General features: G+C 55.2%; 15 protein-coding genes. 10 read left to right on the top strand and 5 right to left on the bottom strand.

Features of this window, described 5'->3' with window-relative positions; translation table 11 throughout:
• Window position 1: 1 nt before the first annotated feature.
• From ycaR to ACOT1A_RS11440, 3 genes are all read left to right on the top strand, one after another.
• Entirely contained in the window at window positions 2-184 is a 183-nt protein-coding gene (ycaR, locus tag ACOT1A_RS11430) for a protein YcaR (RefSeq protein WP_003858220.1), read from the top strand.
• Entirely contained in the window at window positions 181-927 is a 747-nt protein-coding gene (gene kdsB, locus ACOT1A_RS11435) for a 3-deoxy-manno-octulosonate cytidylyltransferase (RefSeq protein ID WP_023299728.1), read from the top strand. The genes ycaR and kdsB overlap by 4 nt, the downstream gene beginning before the upstream one ends.
• A 130-nt stretch (window positions 928-1,057) precedes the next feature.
• A complete protein-coding gene (locus tag ACOT1A_RS11440; RefSeq protein WP_003858216.1) occupies window positions 1,058-1,951 on the top strand; it encodes a YcbJ family phosphotransferase in 894 nt (297 codons plus the stop codon).
• On the opposite strand, the gene elyC is transcribed toward ACOT1A_RS11440, so the two are convergent.
• Window positions 1,928-2,707 (bottom strand): envelope biogenesis factor ElyC, encoded by a 780-nt coding sequence (gene elyC / locus ACOT1A_RS11445; protein ID WP_022647634.1) that lies wholly within the window; start codon window positions 2,705-2,707, stop codon window positions 1,928-1,930. The two genes, ACOT1A_RS11440 and elyC, sit on opposite strands and share 24 nt — an antisense overlap.
• A 120-nt stretch (window positions 2,708-2,827) precedes the next feature.
• Here elyC and cmoM point away from each other — a divergent pair, with 120 nt between their 5' ends.
• The 7 genes from cmoM to ACOT1A_RS11480 all read left to right on the top strand — a co-directional run bounded on the left by cmoM (window position 2,828) and on the right by ACOT1A_RS11480 (window position 13,464).
• Entirely contained in the window at window positions 2,828-3,607 is a 780-nt protein-coding gene (gene cmoM, locus ACOT1A_RS11450; RefSeq protein WP_006809373.1) for a tRNA uridine 5-oxyacetic acid(34) methyltransferase CmoM, read from the top strand.
• A gap of 3 nt (window positions 3,608-3,610) precedes the next feature.
• Window positions 3,611-4,933 (top strand): chromosome partition protein MukF, encoded by a 1,323-nt coding sequence (mukF, locus tag ACOT1A_RS11455; RefSeq protein ID WP_022647635.1) that lies wholly within the window; start codon window positions 3,611-3,613, stop codon window positions 4,931-4,933.
• On the top strand, window positions 4,914-5,618 hold the full coding sequence (gene mukE, locus ACOT1A_RS11460) for a chromosome partition protein MukE (protein WP_003858208.1): 705 nt from the start codon (window positions 4,914-4,916) through the stop codon (window positions 5,616-5,618). The genes mukF and mukE overlap by 20 nt, the downstream gene beginning before the upstream one ends.
• Window positions 5,618-10,066 (top strand): chromosome partition protein MukB, encoded by a 4,449-nt coding sequence (gene mukB / locus ACOT1A_RS11465; RefSeq protein WP_023299731.1) that lies wholly within the window; start codon window positions 5,618-5,620, stop codon window positions 10,064-10,066. The genes mukE and mukB overlap by 1 nt, the downstream gene beginning before the upstream one ends.
• A 179-nt stretch (window positions 10,067-10,245) precedes the next feature.
• The gene (gene ldtD, locus ACOT1A_RS11470) at window positions 10,246-12,069 is read left to right on the top strand and encodes a L,D-transpeptidase (protein ID WP_063137584.1); all 1,824 of its coding nucleotides are present in this window, start codon (window positions 10,246-10,248) and stop codon (window positions 12,067-12,069) included.
• Between the two features lie 175 nt (window positions 12,070-12,244).
• Window positions 12,245-12,796, top strand: coding sequence for a YcbK family protein (locus tag ACOT1A_RS11475; protein WP_003858202.1), 552 nt, complete (start codon window positions 12,245-12,247; stop codon window positions 12,794-12,796).
• A 20-nt stretch (window positions 12,797-12,816) separates the two neighbouring features.
• Window positions 12,817-13,464: an MBL fold metallo-hydrolase gene (locus tag ACOT1A_RS11480; RefSeq protein ID WP_105322609.1), complete on the top strand. Its 648-nt coding sequence runs from the start codon at window positions 12,817-12,819 to the stop codon at window positions 13,462-13,464.
• Window positions 13,465-13,516: 52 nt separating this feature from the next.
• On the opposite strand, the gene ACOT1A_RS11485 is transcribed toward ACOT1A_RS11480, so the two are convergent.
• From ACOT1A_RS11485 to pncB, 4 genes are all read right to left on the bottom strand, one after another.
• Window positions 13,517-14,707, bottom strand: coding sequence for an amino acid aminotransferase (locus tag ACOT1A_RS11485; protein ID WP_023299734.1), 1,191 nt, complete (start codon window positions 14,705-14,707; stop codon window positions 13,517-13,519).
• Between the two features lie 184 nt (window positions 14,708-14,891).
• The gene (ompF, locus tag ACOT1A_RS11490) at window positions 14,892-15,950 is read right to left on the bottom strand and encodes a porin OmpF (protein WP_022647640.1); all 1,059 of its coding nucleotides are present in this window, start codon (window positions 15,948-15,950) and stop codon (window positions 14,892-14,894) included.
• A 606-nt stretch (window positions 15,951-16,556) separates the two neighbouring features.
• Window positions 16,557-17,957 carry an asparagine--tRNA ligase gene (gene asnS, locus ACOT1A_RS11495; protein ID WP_003858191.1) on the bottom strand — a complete coding sequence of 467 codons (1,401 nt, stop codon included), beginning with the start codon at window positions 17,955-17,957 and terminating at the stop codon, window positions 16,557-16,559.
• 168 nt (window positions 17,958-18,125) lie between these two features.
• Entirely contained in the window at window positions 18,126-19,328 is a 1,203-nt protein-coding gene (gene pncB / locus ACOT1A_RS11500) for a nicotinate phosphoribosyltransferase (protein ID WP_023299736.1), read from the bottom strand.
• Window positions 19,329-19,555: the final 227 nt, after the last annotated feature.

Raw genomic sequence — 19,555 nt, forward strand, 5'->3', positions numbered from 1 at the left:
TATGGATCACCGTTTACTTGAAATTATTGCCTGCCCGGTGTGCAACGGCAAACTGTATTACAGCCAGGATAAACAAGAGCTGATTTGCAAACTGGACAGCCTGGCGTTCCCGCTGCGTGACGGTATTCCGGTCCTGCTGGAAAATGAAGCCCGTTCTCTGGTGGCAGAAGAGATCAAACCATGAGTTTTGTTGTCATTATCCCTGCGCGTTATGCTTCAACGCGCCTGCCAGGTAAACCGCTGGTGGATATCAACGGTAAACCGATGATTGTGCATGTCCTTGAACGGGCACGCGAATCGGGCGCCGGACGCGTCATCGTCGCCACCGATCACCCGGATGTCGCGCGAGCGGTTGAGGCCGCGGGTGGGGAAGTGTGCATGACCCGTGCCGACCACCAGTCAGGCACCGAGCGCCTGGCGGAAGTCGTCGAAAAATGCGGTTTCAGTGACGAGACGGTGATTGTGAACGTGCAGGGCGATGAGCCGATGATCCCGGCGGCTATTATCCGTCAGGTGGCCGACAACCTGGCCCAGCGTAAGGTTGGCATGGCGACCCTCGCGGTGCCGATTCACCACGCTGAAGAGGCGTTCAATCCGAATGCGGTGAAAGTGGTCATGGACGCAGAGGGCTACGCGCTCTATTTCTCCCGCGCCACCATTCCGTGGGATCGCGATCGTTTCGCGCAATCGAAAGAGACGATCGGCGAAACCTTCCTGCGCCACATCGGTATTTACGGCTACCGCGCCGGCTTTATTCGTCGCTATGTCGCCTGGGCACCAAGCCCGCTTGAGCATATCGAAATGCTCGAACAGCTTCGCGTGCTGTGGTACGGCGAGAAAATTCACGTTGCGGTTGCCCAGGAAGTCCCTGGCACCGGCGTGGATACGCCTGAAGATCTCGATCGCGTACGCGTCGAATTGCGTTAATTCGCTGCCATCCCCTCGTTCTGGGGGGATGTTCTCTTCCTTTTCTTTTTCATTATTGATCTCGACCGGGTGACATCCGGGGTTCGCGCGCTCATTATAAAAGCAGTAGTCTTAATGGGGGTAATCTCATATGGAACAGCTGCGTGCTGAACTCAGCCATCTCCTTGGCGAAAAGCTAAGCCGGGTGGAATGCGTGAATGAAAAGGCCGATACCGCACTCTGGTCGTTGTACGACAGTCAGGGAAACCCCATGCCGCTGATGGCCAGAAGTTTTACCTCGCCGGGCGTCGCCAGACAGCTGGCCTGGAAAATGTCGATGCTGGCGCGGGAAGGGACTGTCCGTATGCCGACGGTCTACGGCGTGATGACCCATGAGGAGCATCCCGGCCCGGATGTTCTGCTTATTGAACGTTTACGCGGGGTTTCTGTTGAAGCCCCGACGCGTACACCGGAGCGCTGGGAACAGCTGAAAGATCAGATTGTCGAGGCTCTGCTTGCCTGGCATCGGCAGGACAGCCGGGGTCTTGTTGGCGCGGTAGACAGCACCCAGGAAAACCTGTGGCCGCTGTGGTATCGCCAGCGTGTTGAAGTGCTGTGGGGCACGCTGAACCAGTTCAACAACACCGGTTTAACGATGCAGGACAAACGTATTCTGTTCCGCACCCGGGAGTGTCTGCCGACGCTGTTTGAGGGCTTTAACGACAACTGCGTGCTGGTTCACGGCAACTTCACGCTGCGCAGTATGCTTAAAGACTCGCGCAGCGATCAGCTTCTGGCAATGGTCGGGCCGGGGATCATGCTCTGGGCGCCGCGCGAGTACGAACTGTTCAGGCTGAGCGAGGGCGGGGCGGCGGAAGATTTGCTCTGGCACTATCTTCAGCGCGCCCCCGTTGCGGAGGCCTTTCTCTGGCGACGCTGGCTCTATCTTCTCTGGGATGAGGTGGCGCAACTGGTCAACACCGGGCGCTTTAATCGGGCCAGTTTCGATCTGGCCGCAAAATCACTCCTGCCCTGGCTTGCCTGACGAACCCTTAAGCCACTGCCACAGGCGGCCAAGCGTCTCGTAACCGACGCGGTCGCTGTGCATCAGCCATACCGGGGACGGGATTATCCGTTCCCACGGGTTGAGCGGGGCGTCAATGGCCAGCTGGTTTGCCGGAGCAGGAAGCGGATGCAGGCCCTGATTCTCAAAGAAAATCATTGCGCGCGGCAGGTGAGAAGCAGAGGTCACCAGCAGGAACGGCACATCACCGATGGCTTGTTTCACCGCAGCAGCTTCTTCTTCGGTATCTTTTGGGCTATCCAGCGTGATGATGGCGGAACGTGGTACGCCAAGCGATTCAGCCACTCTTGCCCCTGCTTCAGCGGTACTTACCGGGTTGGTTTTTGCCGCAGCGCCCGTGAAGATCATCTTCGATCCCGGATTGGCCAGCCACAGGCGGATCCCCTCGTTCAGACGCGGCAGACTGTTGTTGATCAGGTTCGAGCTGGGCGCCCAGTTCGGATCCCAGGTATACCCGCCGCCCAGCACCACGATATAGCCCACCTTCTGTTTTCCCTGCCATGTAGGGTAGGTGTTTTCAATCGGGCGTAACAAACCGTCAGCGACCGGTTGCAGGCTGAGTAATAGCAGCGCCAGCCAGCCCACGGTGACGAGGGATTTACCGCTTTTCTGAAAGCGGCTAAACCATATCAATGCCAGCCCCAGCGCGATGAGAAGCAACAGCAGGGGAAGGGGAAGCATCATGCCTCCGATATATTTTTTTAGGGTAAAAAGCATCCTTTTTGGTTCCTTTTTTAACCATACAGCAGGCGATTGCCCGTGATATTACACCAGAGTGGTTCATTCTCCGCGCGGGTGTGACAAAATAGCGGTTTTGCAGTGAGTGGAACCCTCCCAATGCGGGATCGCAATTTTGATGACATCGCGGAAAAGTTTTCGCGCAACATTTATGGCACCACCAAAGGTCAGCTTCGTCAGACGATCCTCTGGCAGGATCTGGATAAGCTGCTGGCTGAATTTGGTGACCGACCGTTGCGCGTACTGGATGCCGGCGGTGGGGAAGGGCAGACTGCAATTCTGATGGCGCAGCGGGGACATCACGTCACGCTTTGCGATCTTTCTGCCGAGATGGTTGCGCGCGCCGGGCGAGCGGCAGAAGAGAAAGGTGTGAGCGACAACATGCATTTTATACATTGCGCCGCTCAGGACATTCCGCAGCATTTGGAAACGCAGGTTGATCTGATATTGTTTCATGCTGTGCTCGAATGGGTCGCCGAACCACAAGCGATGTTAAAAACGCTGTGGTCGATGTTGCGCCCGGGCGGTGCGTTATCGCTGATGTTTTACAATGCCAACGGCCTGCTGATGCGAAACGTGCTGGTCGGCAATTTTGGCTATGTACAGCAGGGCATGTATAAAAAGAAACGACGCACGCTTTCACCGGATTTCCCCCGTGAACCGCAGCAGGTCTATGGCTGGCTGGAGGAGATCGGTTGGGAAATTACCGGCAAAACCGGCGTGAGGGTGTTTCATGATTATCTGCGTGATAAACAAAAACAGGATGACTGTTTAGACGCCTTAACAGAAATAGAGACGCGGTACTGCCGCCAGGAGCCTTATCTGAGCCTTGGCCGCTATATCCACGTCACCGCGCGCAAGCCGCAGATGCAAGGATAATCTATGAGTGAATTTTCCCAGACAGTCCCCGAACTGGTTGCCTGGGCCAGGAAAAACGATTTCTCCATCTCGCTGCCGGTAGACAGACTCTCATTCCTGCTGGCGGTTGCGACGCTAAACGGCGAACGCCTGGATGGCGAAATGAGTGAAGGCGAACTGGTGGATGCGTTCCGCCACGTCAGTGATGCGTTTGAGCAAACCAGCGAAACCATTAGCGTGCGTGCCAACAACGCAATCAATGATATGGTGCGTCAACGTCTGCTGAACCGCTTTACCAGCGAGCAGGCGGAAGGAAACGCCATCTATCGTCTTACGCCACTGGGCATTGGCATTACCGACTATTACATCCGCCAGCGCGAATTTTCCACGCTGCGTCTCTCCATGCAGCTCTCCATTGTTGCAGGCGAGCTGAAGCGTGCCGCCGACGCGGCTGATGAAAACGGTGACGAATTCCACTGGCATCGCAACGTTTACGCGCCGCTAAAATACTCGGTCGCCGAGATTTTCGACAGTATCGATCTGACTCAACGTCTGATGGACGAACAGCAGCAGCAGGTCAAAGACGATATCGCTCAACTGCTGAATAAAGACTGGCGTGCGGCCATCTCCAGCTGTGAACTTTTACTGTCAGAAACGTCCGGTACGCTACGTGAGTTGCAGGATACGCTGGAGGCGGCTGGGGATAAGCTACAGGCCAACCTGCTGCGCATCCAGGACGCGACGATGGCGCACGACGATCTGCATTTTATCGACCGTCTGGTGTTTGATTTGCAGAGTAAGCTTGACCGCATTATCAGCTGGGGCCAGCAGTCGATCGACCTGTGGATCGGTTACGACCGCCACGTGCATAAATTTATCCGTACCGCCATCGATATGGATAAGAACCGCGTCTTTGCTCAGCGTCTGCGCCAGTCGGTACAGACCTACTTTGATGCGCCGTGGGCGCTGACCTACGCCAACGCCGATCGTCTTCTGGATATGCGCGACGAAGAGATGGCGCTGCGTGATGAAGAGGTCACCGGTGAACTGCCGCCGGATCTGGAATACGAAGAATTTAACGAAATTCGCGAGCAGCTTGCGGCGATGATCGAAGAACAGCTCGCTGTCTATAAAGCCAGACAAGCACCGCTGGATCTTGGCCTCGTGGTACGCGACTATCTGGCGCAGTATCCGCGCGCGCGCCACTTCGATGTTGCCCGCATTGTTGTAGACCAGGCGGTGCGCCTGGGCATCGCACAAGCCGATTTCACCGGACTGCCGCCGAAGTGGCAGCCGATTAACGATTACGGAGCCAAGGTACAGGCGCATGTCATTGACAAATATTGAACAAGTGATGCCAGTTAAGCTGGCACAGGCGCTGGCGAATCCGTTGTTTCCGGCGCTGGACAGCCAGCTGCGTGCCGGTCGTCACATTGGCCTTGACGAGCTGGATAATCACGCCTTTTTGATGGACTTTCAGGAGTATCTGGAAGAGTTTTACGCTCGCTATAACGTTGAGCTGATCCGCGCGCCGGAAGGGTTTTTCTACCTGCGTCCGCGCTCTACTACGCTTATTCCGCGCTCGGTGCTTTCCGAACTGGATATGATGGTCGGCAAAATTCTCTGCTACCTCTACCTCAGCCCGGAACGTCTGGCGAATGAAGGGATCTTCACCCAGCAGGAGCTTTACGATGAGCTGCTGTCGCTGGCGGATGAAAGCAAGCTGCTCAAGCTGGTAAATAACCGCTCGACGGGGTCCGATCTGGACCGTCAGAAATTACAGGAAAAAGTTCGCTCTTCCCTGAACCGTCTGCGCCGTCTGGGAATGGTCTGGTTCATGGGTCACGACAGCAGCAAGTTCCGCATTACCGAATCGGTCTTCCGCTTTGGTGCCGACGTGCGTGCGGGTGACGATGCGCGTGAAGCACAGCTGCGCATGATCCGTGACGGTGAAGCGATGCCGGTGGAAAACCATTTGCAGCTCAATGACGAGCACGAAGAGAATCAGCCGGATAGCGGGGAGGAAGAGTAATGATTGAACGCGGTAAATTTCGCTCACTAACGCTGATTAACTGGAACGGCTTCTTTGCCCGAACCTTCGATCTGGATGAGCTGGTGACAACGCTCTCCGGCGGTAACGGGGCAGGTAAATCCACCACCATGGCGGCCTTCGTGACGGCGCTGATCCCTGACCTGACCCTGCTGCACTTCCGTAACACCACTGAAGCGGGTGCAACGAGCGGCTCCCGAGATAAAGGGCTGCACGGTAAGCTGAAAGCGGGCGTCTGTTATTCGGTGCTGGACGTGATCAACTCCCGTCATCAGCGCGTGGTTGTAGGCGTGCGCCTGCAGCAGGTTGCCGGCCGCGACCGTAAAGTAGATATCAAACCGTTTGCGATCCAGGGGTTGCCAACCTCCGTGCAGCCGACCGCGCTGCTGACGGAAACCCTGAATGAACGTCAGGCGCGCGTTCTGACGCTCCAGGAGCTGAAGGACAAGCTGGAAGCCATCGAAGGCGTGCAGTTTAAGCAGTTTAACTCCATTACCGACTACCACTCTCTGATGTTCGATCTCGGCGTGGTGGCCCGTCGTCTGCGCAGCGCGTCAGATCGTAGTAAATACTACCGTCTGATTGAAGCCTCCCTGTACGGCGGTATCTCAAGCGCCATTACCCGCTCCCTGCGCGACTACCTGCTGCCGGAAAACAGCGGCGTGCGTAAGGCCTTCCAGGATATGGAAGCCGCGCTGCGTGAAAACCGCATGACGCTGGAAGCGATTCGCGTTACGCAATCTGACCGCGATCTGTTTAAGCACCTGATCAGCGAAGCCACCAACTACGTGGCGGCAGACTATATGCGTCACGCCAACGAGCGCCGTATTCATCTCGATCAGGCGCTGGAATACCGCCGCGAGCTGTTTACCTCCCGCAAACAGCTGGTCGCCGAGCAGTATAAGCATGTCGAAATGGCGCGCGAACTGGGCGAGCACAACGGTGCCGAAGGGGATCTGGAAGCCGATTACCAGGCGGCCAGCGATCATCTGAACCTGGTGCAAACCGCGCTGCGTCAGCAGGAAAAAATCGAGCGCTATGAAGCCGATCTCGATGAGCTGCAAATTCGTCTTGAAGAGCAAAATGAAGTGGTGGCAGAAGCCGCCGATTTGCAGGAAGAGAACGAAGCCCGCGCGGAAGCCGCCGAGCTGGAAGTGGATGAGCTGAAAAGCCAGCTCGCAGACTACCAGCAGGCGCTGGACGTGCAGCAGACCCGCGCGATCCAATACAACCAGGCGCTGCAGGCGTTGCAGCGTGCCAAAGAGCTGTGCCACCTGCCGGACCTGACCCCTGAAAGCGCTGACGAATGGCTGGATACCTTCCAGGCCAAAGAGCAGGAAGCCACTGAGAAACTGCTTTCTCTCGATCAGAAAATGAGCGTGGCGCAAACGGCACACAGCCAGTTTGAGCAGGCGTACCAGCTGGTGGTGGCGATCAACGGTCCGCTGGCGCGTAACGAAGCATGGGACGTTGCCCGTGAGCTACTGCGCGACGGCGTCAATCAACGCCATCTGGCCGAGCAGGTGCAGCCGCTGCGCATGCGCCTGAACGAGCTGGAACAGCGTCTGCGTGAACAGCAGGAAGCTGAGCGTCTGCTGGCGGAATTCTGCAAACGTCAGGGTAAAAATTACGATTTCGACGAGCTTGAGGCTCTGCATCAGGAGCTGGAAGCGCGTATTGCGGCCCTGTCCGATACCGTATCGAACGCCAGCGAACAGCGCATGACGCTGCGTCAGGAGCTGGAACAGCTTCAGTCCCGTTCGAAGACGCTCTTACAGCGTGCGCCGATCTGGCTGGCCGCACAAAGCAGCCTGAACCAGCTCAGCGAGCAGTGTGGTCAGGAGTTTGCCTCCAGCCAGGACGTCACCGAATACATGCAACAGCTGCTGGAGCGCGAACGCGAAGCGATTGTTGAGCGTGACGAAGTGGGCGCGCGCAAGCGTGACGTCGATGAAGAAATCGAGCGTTTAAGCCAGCCTGGCGGCTCAGAAGATCCGCGCCTGAATGCGTTAGCCGAGCGTTTCGGCGGCGTGCTGCTGTCTGAAATTTACGACGACGTCGGCCTGGACGATGCGCCGTACTTCTCCGCGCTGTACGGTCCGTCCCGTAACGCGATTGTAGTGCCGGATCTGTCGCTGATTTCTGACCAGCTTGCAGGGCTGGAAGACTGCCCGGAAGATCTCTACCTCATCGAAGGGGATCCGCAGTCGTTTGATGACAGCGTATTCAGCGTCGACGAGCTGGAAAAAGCGGTGGTGGTTAAAATCGCCGATCGCCAGTGGCGCTATTCGCGCTTCCCGGAACTGCCGCTGTTTGGCCGCGCCGCGCGTGAAAACCGTATTGAAAGCCTGCACGCCGAGCGTGAAACGCTTTCAGAGCGTTTTGCGACCCTGTCGTTTGACGTGCAGAAAACCCAGCGTCTGCATCAGGCGTTCAGCCGCTTTATCGGCAGCCATCTGGGCGTTGCCTTCCAGCCCGATCCGGAAGCCGAAATTCGTAAGCTCAACACCCGCCGCGGTGAGCTGGAGCGTGCGCTTGCCAGCCATGAAAATGACAACCAGCAAAGCCGCGTGCAGTTTGAGCAGGCGAAAGAAGGCGTTGCGGCCCTTAACCGCATCCTGCCGCGCCTGAACCTGCTGGCGGACGATACGCTCGCCGACCGCGTGGATGAGATTCAGGAGCGTCTGGACGAAGCGCAGGAAGCGGCGCGCTTTGTGCAGCAACACGGCAATCAGCTGGCAAAACTGGAGCCGATGGTTTCCGTTCTCCAGAGCGACCCGGAACAGTTTGAGCAGTTAAAAGAAGATTACGCCTGGTCACAGCAGGTGCAGCGCGAAGCGCGTCAGCAGGCGTTTGCCCTCACGGAAGTGGTGCAACGTCGCGCACACTTCGGCTACTCCGATTCAGCAGAAATGCTGAGCGGGAACAGCGATCTGAATGAAAAGCTGCGCCAGCGTCTTGAGCAGGCCGAAGCGGAACGAACGCGCGCCCGTGAAGCGATGCGTACTCACGCTGCACAGCTGAGCCAGTACAGCCAGGTCATGGCGTCGCTGAAAAGCTCCTTTGACACCAAGAAAGAGCTGTTAAATGACCTGCATAAAGAGTTGCAGGACATTGGCGTGCGCGCCGACAGCGGCGCAGAAGAGCGGGCGCGTATTCGCCGCGATGAGCTGCATGCTCAGCTCAGCAACAACCGTGCGCGTCGTAATCAGCTCGAAAAAGCGCTGACCTTCTGTGAAGCGGAGATGGACAACCTGACGCGTCGTCTGCGCAAGCTGGAGCGCGACTATTTTGAGATGCGTGAACAGGTTGTAACTGCGAAGGCGGGCTGGTGCGCGGTGATGCGCATGGTGAAGGACAACAACGTGGAGCGTCGTCTGCACCGTCGCGAGCTGGCGTACCTGTCAGCCGATGAACTGCGCTCTATGTCGGATAAGGCGCTGGGTGCGCTGCGTCTGGCCGTGGCGGACAATGAACACCTGCGCGACGTGCTGCGCATGTCCGAAGATCCGAAGCGTCCTGAGCGCAAAATTCAGTTCTTCGTGGCGGTTTATCAGCACTTACGCGAGCGTATTCGTCAGGACATCATCCGTACCGACGATCCGGTTGAAGCGATCGAACAGATGGAGATCGAGCTGGGCCGTCTGACGGAGGAGCTGACCTCCCGCGAGCAGAAGCTGGCAATCAGCTCCCGCAGCGTGGCGAATATTATTCGTAAAACCATTCAGCGCGAGCAGAACCGTATCCGTCAGCTGAACCAGGGCCTGCAAAGCGTGTCGTTTGGCCAGGTCAACAGCGTGCGGCTGAACGTGAACGTGCGTGAGGCGCACTCCACGCTGCTTGACGTGTTGTCTGAACAGCATGAGCAGCATCAGGATCTGTTCAACAGTAACCGCCTGACCTTCTCCGAAGCGCTGGCGAAGCTGTATCAGCGTCTGAATCCGCAGATTGACATGGGCCAGCGTACGCCGCAAACCATCGGCGAGGAGTTGCTGGACTACCGCAACTATCTGGAAATGGAAGTTGAGGTTAACCGTGGCTCAGACGGCTGGCTGCGCGCGGAATCCGGTGCGCTCTCTACCGGTGAAGCCATCGGTACCGGTATGTCGATTCTGGTGATGGTGGTGCAGAGCTGGGAAGATGAAGCGCGTCGTCTGCGTGGCAAGGACATCTCTCCATGCCGTCTGCTGTTCCTCGATGAAGCCGCGCGTCTCGACGCCCGCTCCATCGCCACGCTGTTTGAGCTTTGCGAGCGACTCGATATGCAGCTCATCATCGCGGCGCCGGAAAACATCAGTCCGGAAAAAGGGACAACCTATAAGCTGGTGCGTAAAGTGTTCCAGAACAGTGAACATGTACACGTCGTAGGTCTGCGTGGCTTTGCGCCGCAGCCTCCGGAGTCTTTACCGGGCACGGCTGACGCCTCTTAACCCGGGGTATGATAAAAGGCGGCGCTCAGGCGTCGCTTTTTTTATTCACTTAACTTGTGTTCAGGGCTGCGTTATCTTTAAACTTCTTTACATAAGGCAAGGCAGCAGCGTGTATGCCTTTCTATACTGAAGGAAAGCTCCAGAATACTGGGCATGTCGTGAAAAACAGGGGGCAAGGGATGTTGCTTAAGAAAGATCGTGGTCGTCAGCTGTCTGCGCTGAGTTTGTGCCTGACAGTGATGTTTGCTCCACTGTTTACCGCTCAGGCCGATGAGCCTGAAATTGTACCGACTGACAGCTCCGCGACGATGGGCGCGCAGCCGACGTCGCTGTCACAACCGCTGGATCAGTCTCCGGCGACGGCCATCATGGCCGGCATTAAACCGCTGCCGGAAGGCATCGATACTGAATCATTACGCCAGCAGCTTATGACCGGGCTGCCCTCGGGCTATACCCCCGCTTATATTAACCAGCTCACGCTGCTTTACGCTGCGCGCGATATGAAACCGATGTGGGAAAATCGCGAGGCGGTACGTGCTTTCCAGCAGCAGCTGGCTGAAGTGGCGATTGCAGGTTTTCAGCCACAGTTCACGACCTGGGTTGAACTCCTGACCGACCCTGCCGTAACCGGACAGGCGCGTGACGTGGTGCTGTCTGATGCCATGATGGGCTACTTGCAGTTTGTGGCGGGGATTTCGGTGAACGGCAACCGCTGGTTATACAGCAGTAAACCGTACAAGCTGGCGACGCCCGCGCTGTCCGTCATTAATCAGTGGCAGCTGTCGCTGGACAACGGTGAACTGCCGCGCTTTATCGCAAGCCTTGCGCCCGCCCACCCGCAGTATGCCACGATGCATCAGTCGCTTCTTGAGCTGGTCGCGGATTCCCGCCCGTGGCCTCAGTTGCGTGGAACAGCAACGCTGCGTCCGGGACAATGGAGCAGCGATGTGCCTGCGATTCGCGAAATTATGAAACGGTCCGGCATGCTTGACAGCGGCCCTAAAATTGCGCTGCCCGGCGACGAGACGCAAAACGCAGTCGTCAGCCCGTCGGCGCCGGTAAAAGAGAAAACTGCCGTTGCGCTGAGCAATAAGCCCGCCGCTTACGATCGCGAGCTGGTCGCGGCAGTGAAGCAGTTCCAGGCCGCGCAGGGGCTGGGCGCCGACGGCGTGATTGGTCCATCGACTCGCGACTGGCTGAACGTCTCTCCGGCCCAGCGGGCAGGGGTGCTGGCGTTGAATATCCAGCGCTTGCGCTTGCTGCCGGGCACGTTATCCACCGGCATTATGGTCAACATTCCGGCGTACTCTCTGGTCTACTATCAGGACGGTAGCGAAGTGCTGGCGTCCCGCGTGATTGTGGGTCGACCTGACCGCAAAACGCCGATGATGAGCAGCGCGCTGAATAACGTGGTGGTTAACCCGCCGTGGAACGTGCCGCCGACGCTGGCGCGCAAAGATATCCTGCCTAAGGTCTGGAATGACCCGGGCTATCTGGAGCGACATAACTATACGGTGATGCGTGGCTGGAACAGCAAAGAAGCGATTGACCCCTGGATGGTCGACTGGTCAACGATTACGCCTTCGAACCTGCCGTTCCGTTTCCAGCAGGCACCGGGTGCGCATAACTCGCTCGGACGTTACAAATTCAATATGCCAAGTTCGGACGCAATCTATCTGCATGATACCCCGAACCATAATCTGTTCCAGAAAGACGCACGCGCGCTTAGTTCTGGCTGCGTTCGCGTGAATAAGGCCTCCGAACTGGCGAATATGCTGTTGCAGGATGCAGGCTGGAACGATACGCGGATATCAGATGCCCTGAAGCAGGGGGATACGCGTTACGTCAATATCCGCCACAATATTCCGGTCAATCTTTACTATCTGACGGCGTTTGTGGGCGCGGACGGACGTACCCAGTATCGTACAGATATTTACAATTATGATCTGACAGCGCGATCCGGCGCACAAATCTTGCCAAAAGCGGAACAATTAATCAGGTAAATGAAGTAGTTCGGTAAAAATGATTGTCGTAAGTTATGGTGAATATGAGGCGATCTGGTTGCAAGCCGCGTATTCACTGGGGTTGGGCGCCTTGACGTAGCAGGCTTTGCCAGTTATGGTGCCCTTCGTGCGCTAAGCATATTGACAATTTCTTTTACCTGTAGACCTGATTATCATGGACAAATTTGACGCTAATCGCCGCAAATTGCTGGCGTTAGGTGGCGTTGCGCTGGGCGCAGCAGCCATCCTTCCGACGCCAGCATTTGCCACCCTCTCGACACCTCGTCCGCGTATTTTAACGCTCAACAATCTGCATACTGGTGAGACACTTAAAGCGGAATTTTTCGATGGCAGAGGCTATATTCAGGATGAATTAGCACGACTCAACCATTTTTTCCGTGATTTCCGCGCGAACAAAATCAAAGCCATCGACCCTGGATTATTCGATCAGCTTTACCGCTTGCAGGGACTGCTGGGGACCAAAAGGCCGGTGCAACTCATTTCTGGCTATCGCTCTCTGGATACCAACAATGAACTGCGCGCCCACAGCCGTGGGGTAGCGAAAAAAAGCTATCACACCAAAGGGCAGGCGATGGATTTCCATATTGAAGGCGTTTCGTTAGCCAATATTCGCAAAGCGGCGTTATCTATGCGCGCAGGTGGTGTAGGATACTACCCACGTAGCAACTTTGTGCATATTGATACCGGGCCGGTTCGGCACTGGTAATAACGAAACACAGGAGCAGTATGAACTATCGTATTATTCCGGTTACCGCGTTCTCACAGAACTGTTCATTGATCTGGTGTGAACAAACTAAACTGGCCGCGCTTGTTGATCCCGGTGGCGACGCTGAGACAATCAAGCAGGAAGTTGCTGCCAGCGGTGTAACGCTGATGCAGATTTTACTGACCCATGGCCATCTTGACCATGTGGGTGCAGCGGCTGAACTGGCTGAACACTACGGTGTGCCGATTATCGGCCCGGAAAAAGAAGATGAGTTCTGGCTTCAGGGGCTGCCTGCCCAAAGCCGCATGTTTGGTCTGGATGACTGTCAGCCACTGACACCGGACCGCTGGCTGAACGAAGGCGATCGCGTTAACGTAGGGAATGTAACTTTACAGGTGTTGCATTGCCCCGGGCATACGCCTGGCCATATTGTCTTCTTTGATGACGCGTCGCGTCTGCTGATTTCCGGTGACGTGATTTTCAAAGGGGGCGTAGGACGCAGCGATTTCCCACGCGGCGATCACGGTCAGCTGATTCAGTCGATTAAGCAGAAGTTATTACCGTTAGGTGATGATGTGACGTTTATCCCTGGACACGGACCAATGTCAACGCTGAGCGATGAGCGGTTGCATAACCCGTTCCTTCAGGATGAAATGCCTGTCTGGTAAACCCTTTCAATAAAAAAGCCTGCGCGATGCAGGCTTTTTTTATGGGTGCAGGTTACAGCACCGCGACAATGGCTTCGCACAGTGGTGCCATGTTGTCAGGCGTCATACCTGCAACGTTCACGCGGCCAGAGGCAACGGCATAGACGCCAAACTCTTCACGCAGGCGCAGCACCTGCTCTTTGGTCAGGCCGCTGAAGGAGAACATGCCGTTCTGCTTGATGATGAAGCTGAAGTCACGGTCGGCGCCTTTCTCAGCCAGCGTGTTCACAAACAGCAGACGCATGCGTTGAATGCGCTGACGCATATCGTTCAGCTCTTGTTCCCAGATTGCGCGCAGCGCATCGTTGCTCAGGATCGTCGCAACTACAGACGCACCGTGTGCCGGTGGGTTGGAGTAGTTAGCGCGGATCACGGACTTCATCTGGCTGAATGCGCGATCGACAGTTTGATCGTCAGCGGCCACCAGCGTACAGGCGCCGACACGCTCGTTATACAGACCAAAGTTCTTGGAATAGGAGCTTGCGACAATCAGCTCCTGATGGACGGCGGCGAATGCGCGCAGACCTTCAGCATCTTCTTCCAGACCACGGGCAAAGCCCTGGTAAGCGAAGTCGAACAGCGGCAGCCAGCCTTTTTCAACGGACAGCTTAGCCAGCTGTTCCCACTGTTCAAGCGTAGGATCGATACCAGTTGGGTTATGGCAGCAGCCATGGAACAGCACCACATCGCCCGCCTGGGCTTCGCTCAGGCTGGCCAGCAAACCATCGAAGTCCAGCGCATGGTTTGCCGCGTCATAGTAGGCGTATTCACGGACTTCCAGACCCGCAGAATTAAACACGCTCTTGTGGTTCGGCCAGCTTGGATTGCTTACCCAGACACGCTTCACAGAGGTGTTTTTCGCCAGGAAATCTGCCGCCACGCGCAGTGCGCCGGTACCGCCTGGGGTCTGCGCCGTGCGGGCGCGTTTTTCGCTCACAATGGTGCTGCCTTTGCCGAACAGCAGCTCCTGGGTGCAGCGACCAAATTCAGGGATACCATCAATACCGAGGTAGTTTTTGGTGGTTTCGTTTTCCAGCAGATACTGCTCAGCTTTTTTGACGCTGGTCAGTACCGGAGTTTTGCCGGTTTCATCTTTATATACACCAATACCCAGGTTGATTTTGCCAGGGCGGTCGTCGGCACGAAACAGATCGGCCAGGCCCAGAATTGGGTCGGCAGGAGCGGCAGTAATGTTCTCAAACATGACGAAGTTCCATTGTGATTACAGAAGTGAAATCCGCTATCAGGTTAACGGTAGATTTACAAAATGCCAACCGTTTGCGACGAAAAGCGTGCGGCTTTTCAAAAGTCGCTATTATTTTCTCTCGGGAATAAAAAAACAGGGCCGAAGCCCTGTTCATTAAGCATATAGCAACGAGGTGTGCTGATTAGAACTGGTAAACCAGACCCAGAGCCACGATGTCGTCGTTGTTGATGCCCAGCTTGTTGTCGTCTTTCAGCTGGTTGATCTGATAGTCAACATAGGTAGACATGTTTTTGTTGAAGTAGTAGGTCGCACCGATATCAACGTAGTTGATGTAGTCTTCGTCACCGATACCTTCTACGTCTTTCGCTTTAGATTTGTAGTAAGCGATGGATGGACGCAGGCCGAAATCGAACTGGTACTGAGCGACAACAGAGAAGTCCTGAGACTTGTTAGCGAAACCACGGCTGCCCAGGCGCGCTGCGTTACGCATTTCGCCATAAATGGCTGCCAGGTAGATGTTGTTCGCGTCGTATTTCAGGCCGGTTGCCCACTGTTCAGCTTTGTCGCCTTCACCCCATTCCAGAGTCTGCTGGTTGTTGGTACGGTCAGCGGCGCCATAAGCACCGACAATGCCGAAGCCTTCGTAGTCATAGCTCAGAGAGGTCGCCCAGCCGTCGCCGTTGGAACGTACCGCGTCATCACGTTCATTTTTGCCCAGGTACTGAACACCAAAGTTCAGACCGTCAACCAGGCCGAAGAAGTTGCTGTTACGGTAAGTCGCCAGACCACCCGTACGGCCTGCGAAGAAGTTATCGCTCGCGCCGGTGTCGCCGCCAAACTCAGGCAGCATATCGGTGATGCCGATTGCGTCATAGACCAGACCGTAGTTACGACCGTAGTCGAAGGAGCCTGCGTCACCGAATTTCAGACCTGCGAATGCCAGACGGGTTTTGTTGCCGTTCTGCGCATCGCCGCCTTCAGAGTTGTTACCCTGGAAGTTGTATTCCCACTGACCGTAGCCAGTCAGCTGATCGTTGATCTGAGTTTCACCTTTGAAGCCCAGACGCGCGTAAGTGTTGTCGCCATCGTTGCCCGCGTAATCAGAGAAGTAATGCAGGCCAACTGCTTTCCCGTAAAGATCTAATTTGTTGCCGTCTTTGTTATAGATTTCAGCAGCGTTTGCTGCACCGGCTACCAGCAGGGCAGGGACTACCACTGCCAGGATATTGCGCTTCATCATTATTTATTACCCTCATTGGTTTTTTTATGACACTCGCCACTGCCGTCAATAAATTCTGTCAATAAATATTTCCGGAACTATTGATGAGAGTTAGGTGTCTTTATGTGTCTGACAGGCATCTTTCCATTCATAGAACCGTTTCGCTACATTGAAAGTGCTACAATCTTCAAGATTCAGTTACCAAAAGAAAATATGTGTAACTAAATATGTATTTTTGGGAACTTTGTGAAGCACCTCAAACTTCAGCGCGTTCTGGTGAATTAAACCTCCACTTTATTCTTATATATATGATTTCCTTATGTTTAATTTAGCTAAAGGCCTTTCGTATAAACAGAAGTTAAACGGCTCATTTTTTCTTATAATCGACAAAAGCCATCCAGATGGCTGTGAAAGTGGTTGTTTTTTGTGCTATTACGTAAGGATTGTATTAAGCGCAATAAGAATAGGGTTATTTTTTTGTCTAAGGATATTTCGTGGAAACAAAACGTAACAGGTAGAGGGAATTGCGGGGTTGTGGTTTATAGACGCTTACTTTTGACTGACGAAAACTGACATTGCAGGATAAAATAATGGCCAGCATTTGCTGGCCATTAATGATTTGGTCGGTTAGAAACTTGCGTTACGCGGTGTACGTGGGAACGGAATCACATCACGTACGTTCTGAACACCTGTTACGTAAGCAATCAGACGTTCGAAGCCCAGGCCAAAGCCAGAGTGCGGAACGGTGCCGTAACGACGGAGATCGCGATACCAGCTGTAGTCCGCCGGGTTCAGGCCCATCTCCTGCATACGCGCGTCCAGCACATCCAGGCGCTCTTCACGCTGGGAGCCACCGATGATCTCACCGATGCCCGGCGCCAGAACATCCATCGCGGCAACGGTTTTACCATCTTCGTTAAGGCGCATATAGAACGCCTTAATGTCTTTCGGATAGTTTTTCACCACAACCGGTGCTTTGAAGTGCTTCTCTGCCAGATAACGTTCATGCTCGGAGGAGAGATCCACGCCCCAGTAAACCGGGTTTTCGAATTTCTCACCGCATTTTTCCAGGATAGCGACCGCGTCGGTGTAATCCACCTGCGCGAAGTCTGCGGAGACGAAGCGTTCAAGACGGGCGATGGCGTCGTTATCGACACGCTCAGCGAAGAATTTCATGTCGTCTGCGCGTTCTTCGAGAACGGCTTTGAACACGTATTTCAGCATCGCTTCTGCCAGGCCAGCCACGTCATTCAGATCGGCAAAGGCGACTTCCGGCTCCAGCATCCAGAATTCCGCCAGGTGACGGCTGGTGTTAGAGTTTTCCGCACGGAAGGTTGGGCCGAAGGTGTAGATCTTAGACAGCGCACAGGCGTAGGTTTCGCCGTTGAGCTGGCCGGAAACCGTCAGGAAGGCTTCTTTACCAAAGAAGTCTTTGTCGTAATCGACTTTTCCTTCCGGCGTACGTGGCAGGTTTTCCATATCCAGCGTTGAAACGCGGAACATTTCACCTGCGCCTTCGGTATCGGATGCCGTGATCAGCGGAGTAGACACCCAGAAGTAACCCTGCTCGTCAAAGAATCGATGCAGCGCCTGCGCCAGCGTATGACGCACGCGCGCCACTGCACCAATAAGGTTGGTGCGCGGACGCAGGTGCGCAACTTCACGCAGATATTCGATGCTGTGACGCTTTGCAGCCATCGGATAGGTGTCCGGATCTTCAACCCAGCCGGTCACTTCCACCGAGGTCGCCTGAATTTCGTAGCTCTGACCCTGGCCCGGAGAGGCCACCACAACACCGGTGACGATCACGGAACAGCCGGTTGTCAGGTGCAGAACGTCATCATTGTAATTGGGCAGAGAATTATTAATGACGGCCTGTACAGGATCAAAGCAGGAACCGTCATAGACGGCGAGGAAGGAGATGCCAGCTTTAGAATCTCGGCGAGTACGCACCCATCCGCGCACGGTGACCTCCTGGTCAACGGCGACACGGCCCTGGAGTACGTCGGCTACAGGCACAACGCTCATAATATTCTCTCTGTTAATAGTCGGAAAAAATAAACACTTGTCCGCCCTGATAGGGGGGATATCTATGTTACCTGCCATCCGCTATCAGACAAGTAAATTTCACCGTCTTAAGAGAAGAAATAAGAAATTAATAAGAGAAGGGGAGCCATGAAGGCTCCCCCGAAGCCGTTAACTGGCTTTTTTAACCTGAGGCAGATCGAAGGCTTTACGTAATGCGCGGACAAACGCTTTGTCATGGCAGATGGTTTTGCCCGGGCTGTCGGAGAGCTTCGCGACCGGCTTACCGTTACATTCCACTAGCTTTATGACGATGTTCAGCGGTTTCACCTGGGGGATATCACAGGTTAAGCGCGTACCAATTCCGAAACTCAGGTTCACCCGCGATGAGAAGTGGCGATAAAGGTCGACGGCTTTCGCCAGGTCAAGGTTATCGGAGAAGACCAGCACCTTACTCATGGGATCGATACCCAGTTTTTCGTAATGGGCGATGGCTTTCTCACCCCATTCAACCGGGTCCCCGGAATCATGGCGCAAACCCTGGTAGCGTTCGGCAAACTCAGGGCCAAAGTCGCGCAGGAACGCGTCCATGGTAATGCAGTCGGTAAGGGCAATACCCAGCCGATCCGGGTATTCCTCAAGCCACGCGGCGAGGGCGGCGCGCTGGCTGTTGGCAAGGTCAGGGCTGATCTGCTGGTGCGCCTGGAACCATTCGTGCGCCTGGGTACCCATCGGCGTTAAATCAAGGCGACGCGCCAGATCGTAGTTACTGGTGCCAACGAACCACGGCTCCTGTTGCAGACGTCTGACAATGGCTTCCTGAACCTCGCGAGAGAAGCGGCGGCGCGTGCCAAAGTCCATCAGACGGAAGCGGGACATATCCAGCCCTTCTGTCAGTCTGGAAAACTCAACGAGTTTATTCTCCAGAGCGGCAACCGCCTGCGTTACACCAGTTTCAGGGGAGCGATAACGGTGGGCCAGCTCGCTGATCACGGCCAGAAGCGGCACTTCCCACATGATCACTTCGCGCCACGGGCCGGTCAGACGAATGTCCAGCTTGCCGTTATCATTGGTGACGGTGACCTGTTCCGGCTTATAGCGGAACTCACGCAGCCAGTTCAGATAGTCCGCTTTAAAGAAAGGCAGGCCTGAAAGCCACTGATATTCGTCATCGGTGAGCGCCAGATGCTGCATGGCATCGACCTGTTCACGAATGGAATCTGCGTAGATACCCAGCAAGTCGTCACCCCGGCAGCGAAATTCCGCCGCAACATGAACATCATGATAGTGGTGAAACACGGCTTGCTGCATATGCAGCTTGTACGCGTCGGTATCCAGCAACGTATGCAGAACCGGAGAAGCGAATTGAGTCATAGGTGCGCTGTAGCATCCTCTCACGGGAGCGTTTAGTACAATAAACAACTCCGGAGTATACCCTGTTTAGTGATTTATTGAACCCCGATCACAACATAAGCACACTTTATGGTCGAGCGCATTTCGTGCCCCGTGTTATAAAAATGTAGCAAAAACGGCGTTGTGCCTGAAAAGATGAACATTCTGCATAGCGCGTTTTACACAACCGGAATATATTGAATCGTTAC

This window comes from Enterobacter cloacae complex sp. SYL003 (assembly GCF_049236925.1).
Taxonomy (GTDB): domain Bacteria; phylum Pseudomonadota; class Gammaproteobacteria; order Enterobacterales; family Enterobacteriaceae; genus Enterobacter; species Enterobacter intestinihominis.

Coding starts and splice junctions, on each gene's coding strand:
- ACOT1A_RS11475 (WP_003858202.1), top strand. CDS start 12,245: ATGGACAAATTTGACGCTAATCGCCGCAAATTGCTGGCGTTAGGTGGC.
- cmoM (WP_006809373.1), top strand. CDS start 2,828: ATGCGGGATCGCAATTTTGATGACATCGCGGAAAAGTTTTCGCGCAAC.
- ACOT1A_RS11480 (WP_105322609.1), top strand. CDS start 12,817: ATGAACTATCGTATTATTCCGGTTACCGCGTTCTCACAGAACTGTTCA.
- ACOT1A_RS11440 (WP_003858216.1), top strand. CDS start 1,058: ATGGAACAGCTGCGTGCTGAACTCAGCCATCTCCTTGGCGAAAAGCTA.
- mukB (WP_023299731.1), top strand. CDS start 5,618: ATGATTGAACGCGGTAAATTTCGCTCACTAACGCTGATTAACTGGAAC.
- ycaR (WP_003858220.1), top strand. CDS start 2: ATGGATCACCGTTTACTTGAAATTATTGCCTGCCCGGTGTGCAACGGC.
- elyC (WP_022647634.1), bottom strand. CDS start 2,707: ATGCTTTTTACCCTAAAAAAATATATCGGAGGCATGATGCTTCCCCTT.
- pncB (WP_023299736.1), bottom strand. CDS start 19,328: ATGACTCAATTCGCTTCTCCGGTTCTGCATACGTTGCTGGATACCGAC.
- ompF (WP_022647640.1), bottom strand. CDS start 15,950: ATGATGAAGCGCAATATCCTGGCAGTGGTAGTCCCTGCCCTGCTGGTA.
- mukF (WP_022647635.1), top strand. CDS start 3,611: ATGAGTGAATTTTCCCAGACAGTCCCCGAACTGGTTGCCTGGGCCAGG.
- asnS (WP_003858191.1), bottom strand. CDS start 17,957: ATGAGCGTTGTGCCTGTAGCCGACGTACTCCAGGGCCGTGTCGCCGTT.
- ldtD (WP_063137584.1), top strand. CDS start 10,246: ATGTTGCTTAAGAAAGATCGTGGTCGTCAGCTGTCTGCGCTGAGTTTG.
- mukE (WP_003858208.1), top strand. CDS start 4,914: ATGTCATTGACAAATATTGAACAAGTGATGCCAGTTAAGCTGGCACAG.
- ACOT1A_RS11485 (WP_023299734.1), bottom strand. CDS start 14,707: ATGTTTGAGAACATTACTGCCGCTCCTGCCGACCCAATTCTGGGCCTG.
- kdsB (WP_023299728.1), top strand. CDS start 181: ATGAGTTTTGTTGTCATTATCCCTGCGCGTTATGCTTCAACGCGCCTG.